Here is a 4,984-nt window from a genome sequence, read left to right as displayed (position 1 = left end):
TTTTGATGCGTCCGGCGTGGACGCTCTGGTTTTCTAACCGCTGTAAACTACAGACTGAAAACTATCCCCTTCCTATCCCTTATCCCAGGGGGGAAGACTGGCCGATGATCGTTTTGCCTTCCAGGAAGAGGACCGTCGGGCTGGGGACTTTCTTTTCGATGAGATCGACGGTCATGCGCAGGCATTCCTGGCCGATTTCGCCCATGGGGATGTCGATGCGCGACAGGGATGGTACGGTGTAGTCGTTGATTTCCGGCATGTTGATGCCGATGGTAAATACTTCTACGTCCTGGGGGATGGCAATCCCCGTTTCATAGCAGGCAAAGAGCATGCCATGGGCCAGTACGTCCGATTCGCAGAACATGGCTTTGGGCATGGTGCCTTCCGCTGCCAGGCGCTTGCAGATTTCAAAGGCGCTGGCCGACGACGTTTCACACAGGTAAATCCGGTCTTCGCCGATGGGGTGTCCTTCTTCTTTGTACGTGTCGAGGAAGCCCTGCATCCACTGGCGCATGATGGGGAACGTCGTGTCATGGGTCAGGACGCCTGCGTCGAACAGACCCTTTGCCAGGAAATGGCGGGCCACGTTCTGGCCGACTTTATAGTTGTCCATAGTGACGCTGCTGAATTTCGGCGATTCCCTGTTGAACAAGACGACCGGACAGGGCGGAACATAGGTCGTATTGAGAAATTCCATATCCGTATTGGACATGTTGGCGATGATGATGCCGTTGAAGAAATCGTTTTGTGTCGATTTCATCTGTTCTTCCAGGTGATCTACTTTATAGGGAATAACGGTCAGGCGGATGTTCTTTTTGAGATTCATGATTTCCTGCTGGATGCCCAGGGTGATGCGGGCCAGGTAGTTGATACGGAAGTCCGTGGCCCAGTAAAAAGCGACGGCGTAGCTGTCTTTCTGGGCGGCCCGTAACTTTTTGGCAGACTGGTTGGGCACGTAATTGAGCTGCTGTGCAATGGCGTAAATGCGGGATTGTGTTTCTTTGGAAATCTTTCGTTCTTTTCCCTTGCCGTTCAGTACGATCGAAACGGTAGCGATAGAAACGCCGGCTTCCTTAGCAATATCTTTGATGGTTGACAATACAAGCCCCTCCCTTTTAATCCACCTTCTATTTTGACATAAAAGAAGGGAATTTTCAAGATGTTTTACAGGCCTCGTCTGGGACGGGTGCGTTTTTTATATCGTTCTCCCGTATGGTATAATGAAATGAAAAGAAGGGAGGAATAGTATGACTGGTATTGATGCACATATTTCATCGGCCCACATGGTCCTTTCCCGGGATCTCAATCCCCACGATACGCTCTTCGCCGGGCAGGGCACGTCCTATATGATCGAGTGCGCCTTCCTGGCGGTACAGAGTTTTCTCCGTACGCCCCATATTGTCTGTCTGGGGCTGGACGGCCTGCGCTTCCTTCATCCCGTCCATAAGGGGGATACAATCCGCGTAGATAGTTCCATCGTCTATGCCGGGACGAGCGGCATCGGCGTGTATATTACTCTTTCGCTCCTGCCGGACGGACCGGTGGCGGCGTCGTGTTTCGTGTCGTTCGTCCACATCGACGAAGCGACGGGGCGGGCTGTACCCCACGGTGTGACGCTGGCGGAACTTCCACCGGAGATGGCCCGCCGGCAGAAGCAGTATCTGGCATATAAGGAGATGACGAGACGATGACATTCGGGGATGAAGTAGAGGAACGGCTGCGCAACCTGGCCAAGCCGCCGGGCAGTCTGGGCCTTCTGGAAGAGCAGGCGAAGAAGGCCTTCCTGGCCTGGGGCTGTTTCCCCGGCAGGTTTGCGCCAAAGCATATCGTTTTTGCCGCAGATAACGGCATCTGCCGTTCCGGGGCGGTAGCACAGCTGTCGGAAATCACCTATATGCAGAGCTGCCATATGGTGGAAGGTACGTCGGCCGTCACCTGTTTCTGCCGCTGCAACCAGATTCCCTGGGAAGTCGTCGATGTCGGCATCGACAGTCCCGACGCGGTCGGGCTGGATTATAAGATCGCCCGGGGGACGAAGGATTTTTCCAGGGAACCGGCCATGACGGAAGAAGAGCTGCGACAGGCGTTTGCGGCCGGCCGGGAACGGGTGCTGGCGGCGAAGCGCGACGGGTATAATTTCCTGTCTTTCGGGGAAATGGGCATCGGCAATACGACGACATCGGCAGCCGTCCTCATGGCCATCGCGCCCCGCGACGCGGCCAGTCTGGTCGGCTACGGGTCATCCCGGGGCAATTTCCGCCTCCTCCTGCACAAGCGGGACCTGATCCGCGATGCCCTCGCCCGCTACGGACCGCACATTTCCGGTGCCGCCGATGCCCTGCGCTATGTGGGGGGATTTGATCTGGCCGCTCTGGCGTCGGCCATGTGTACCTGCGCCCGGGAGCGGATCCCCTTTTATATCGACGGGTTCATCACGGCGGCGGCTCTGGCAGCGGCGGTGCAGCTCATGCCCCAGGTCTCCCGGTTTGCCCTGCCGTCGCACATGAGCCGGGAAGCGGGTATGTCCGTAGCTCTGCACGCCGCCGGCATCGACGATTACGACGTGCCGCTGTGGGCCGATCTCTCCCTGGGAGAAGGAACGGGGGCCGTCCTGGCCGTGACCCTCCTGCGGTCTATGCTCTATGCGGTGGACCACATGGCGACCCTCGACGGCATCAATGCCGATGCCGAAGAACGCCATGCCGAAAGGGCAGGGAAAGGAGAATCATATCATGGAACTTCACATTGACGAAGAGGTGCGGCAGGACGCCCGGGCCGTTTTTTCCCGGCTGGGGCTTTCCGAAGAAGAGGCCGTTACCTTGTTTTATAAACGGACCATCGCCGAAGGGCGCCTGCCCTTTGGACGGGCGCAGAATGGAGCGGCCCGGGTAAAGAAGAAGCGCATGAACGAACGCTTTGCCGAGTGGGATGCCCGCTGAGACGTTGCAGGGTCCCCGTCTCTGTGCTACAATATTTTGTGCTGCCGGAAGAGACGACCGGCCTCTTCTGGGAGTGTTGTGTGCAGAAAAATGCAGTGCAAACAAAGGAAGTAGATAGTGTGTTCAATCGTGTAAAGCTTGGGGCCTTTGCTCTCGTCCTGGGAGCGGCCTGTATGATATCTTCTGTCGCGTCGGCCCAGATTTCCAACGACCGCATCGCCATCGGCGGCGTCGGCCCGGGGTGTACACCGGACTATGTCGAAAGCGTATATGGCGCGCCGACGAGCCAGGAATCGGGCAGCAACGGCGATCAGACGTATCTGGAGTACAATTACAATAACGGCTATATCATCGGCTTTGATGGCGCTGGCAGCCAGGCCGTGGCCGTCACCTGCACGACGGATAATCTGGCGACGCCTGATGGGGTCACGGTCGGGATGGAAGCCAGTGTCCTTTCCGACAAGTATGGGACAGCTGACCATATTTACAATTTCAATGATAAATCCCTCTACGTGTATGACGGCACCGATGGGGAACAGCTGGCCTTTGACGTGCAGAATTTCTTCATCGTCAGCATCAGCGCCCGGGTTAATTAAAAAGATGAAATTGCGCGTATACGGCTACCGGGCAGGGCTTTGCGTATGGTATAATAAAACAAAAGACTAATATGGGCAGGGGCAGCCCGTCAGGCTGTCCGGGCTGCCAGGAAAAGAGGAATGGAGATTGCGTAAGACCATAATGACAGCACTTTGTGCGCTGGCCCTGTCGGCAGGGAGCGCATGGGCGGCCGGCACAGACACGGCCCCGGCAGGAGAAACGGCATTGCGGACCGTCCCGACTCATTTTTCGCAACGTACCGAAGAGAGCCTGAAGGAACAGACGCCATCAGACGGGCGCGCTGACGGCAAGGCCGCTCCGGCGGCAGTGGTGACCGTGACGCCTACGACGGGGACGGCAGCGTCTCCGGCTTCGCCATCCCCCACGACGGCCGTATCGGTTACATCGACGGTGCCGGCAGAGGGACTGCAGGTGTCCCGGGAAAAGAAGATCATGCTCAATCTGGCCAGCCGTATCCTGACGCTCTATGAAGGGAAGACGCCTATCTGTATGTATCCCGTAGGGGTAGGCAAAGTCAGTACGCCGACGCCGACGGGGTATTATTCGGTCAGTGAAAAAATCCTGAATCCGACCTGGACCGACCCCGACTCGGGCGTGAGCATCGGCTCCGGCCCGGACTGCCCCCTGGGCTACCGCTGGCTCGGGCTTTTTGGCAATTATGGCATTCATGGGACGAACCGGCCCGATTCCATCGGTGGCTATGTCTCCAACGGCTGTGTGCGCATGCATGAAGAAGATGTAGAAGATCTCTATGACCGGGTCAGTGTCGGCACGGCTGTCGATATTTATTACGACCGCATCGTCATCGACCGCGACGCCGACCATACGATTTCCTATTATATTTATCCCGACGGATACGGCTGGCAGACTGTGTCTGTACAGGATGTCAAGAAGGCCCTGGCCGGCTATGGCGTCCAGGATTTTGCCGAACCGGCGGCTATTGCCAGCAAGATCGCCGCTTCCGACGGCAATCCGACCTACGTGGCCAAGGCCTATGATTTGTACGTCAATGGGAAGAAACAGCCCAAACGGGCCCTGGGAAAAGACGGAGTCATCTGGCTGCCGGCCTTCGCCCTCTCGACGGCGACCCATACGGAAGCCGAATGGAGCGGCGCGTCCCAGACACTGCGGACGAACCACGGCACGGGTACGGGCATTGTCCGCAGCGACGTGGTCTATCTCGATGCCGCGACGGCCCAGAACCTCTACGGCCTTACGGGCGGACTGGGGGCGGACCTCGTATACCGGATGCAGTCCCGGCCGGTGGTGACCCTCTACGGCGATAGCAGCCAGAAGGGTGCGGCAAAGGTGAAATAGACCGCTTCCGGGCGGTTCTGGCGGCCTGTCATGAATGGTGACGCCGATATTGACAACGAATCTATATCTGTGATATACTTTGAAAAGTTAGGTGTGCAGTTTCACCTAGC

The 4,984-nt window shown here is 57.4% G+C and carries 6 protein-coding genes; 5 read left to right on the top strand and 1 reads right to left on the bottom strand.

Annotation, left to right across the window (positions count from 1 at the left end):
• Positions 1–79: 79 nt before the first annotated feature.
• The gene (locus DBO31_RS06060) at positions 80–1,099 is read right to left on the bottom strand and encodes a LacI family DNA-binding transcriptional regulator (RefSeq protein ID WP_059076476.1); all 1,020 of its coding nucleotides are present in this window, start codon (positions 1,097–1,099) and stop codon (positions 80–82) included.
• Between the two features lie 148 nt (positions 1,100–1,247).
• On the opposite strand from DBO31_RS06060, the gene DBO31_RS06055 reads away from it, so the two are divergent.
• From DBO31_RS06055 to DBO31_RS06035, 5 genes are all read left to right on the top strand, one after another.
• Positions 1,248–1,691 carry an acyl-CoA thioesterase gene (locus DBO31_RS06055; protein WP_075581638.1) on the top strand — a complete coding sequence of 148 codons (444 nt, stop codon included), beginning with the start codon at positions 1,248–1,250 and terminating at the stop codon, positions 1,689–1,691.
• On the top strand, positions 1,688–2,749 hold the full coding sequence (locus DBO31_RS06050) for a nicotinate-nucleotide--dimethylbenzimidazole phosphoribosyltransferase (RefSeq protein ID WP_150824693.1): 1,062 nt from the start codon (positions 1,688–1,690) through the stop codon (positions 2,747–2,749). Before DBO31_RS06055 ends, DBO31_RS06050 begins: the two co-directional genes overlap by 4 nt.
• The gene (locus DBO31_RS06045) at positions 2,733–2,939 is read left to right on the top strand and encodes a type II toxin-antitoxin system RelB/DinJ family antitoxin (protein ID WP_072235727.1); all 207 of its coding nucleotides are present in this window, start codon (positions 2,733–2,735) and stop codon (positions 2,937–2,939) included. Before DBO31_RS06050 ends, DBO31_RS06045 begins: the two co-directional genes overlap by 17 nt.
• A 119-nt stretch (positions 2,940–3,058) precedes the next feature.
• Positions 3,059–3,535: a hypothetical protein gene (locus DBO31_RS06040; RefSeq protein ID WP_113856419.1), complete on the top strand. Its 477-nt coding sequence runs from the start codon at positions 3,059–3,061 to the stop codon at positions 3,533–3,535.
• A gap of 127 nt (positions 3,536–3,662) precedes the next feature.
• The gene (locus DBO31_RS06035; RefSeq protein WP_234995415.1) at positions 3,663–4,874 is read left to right on the top strand and encodes a L,D-transpeptidase; all 1,212 of its coding nucleotides are present in this window, start codon (positions 3,663–3,665) and stop codon (positions 4,872–4,874) included.
• The last annotated feature ends 110 nt before the right edge of the window (positions 4,875–4,984 follow it).

Source organism: Megasphaera sp. DJF_B143 (assembly GCF_900320625.1).
Taxonomy (GTDB): domain Bacteria; phylum Bacillota; class Negativicutes; order Veillonellales; family Megasphaeraceae; genus Megasphaera; species Megasphaera hexanoica.
This window is presented reverse-complemented; position numbering and strand designations above follow the sequence as displayed.

What these genes read in the sequence shown, in the direction of transcription:
- DBO31_RS06055 (WP_075581638.1), top strand. Translation starts at nt 1,248, where the DNA reads ATGACTGGTATTGATGCACATATTTCATCGGCCCACATGGTCCTTTCC.
- DBO31_RS06050 (WP_150824693.1), top strand. Translation starts at nt 1,688, where the DNA reads ATGACATTCGGGGATGAAGTAGAGGAACGGCTGCGCAACCTGGCCAAG.
- DBO31_RS06045 (WP_072235727.1), top strand. Translation starts at nt 2,733, where the DNA reads ATGGAACTTCACATTGACGAAGAGGTGCGGCAGGACGCCCGGGCCGTT.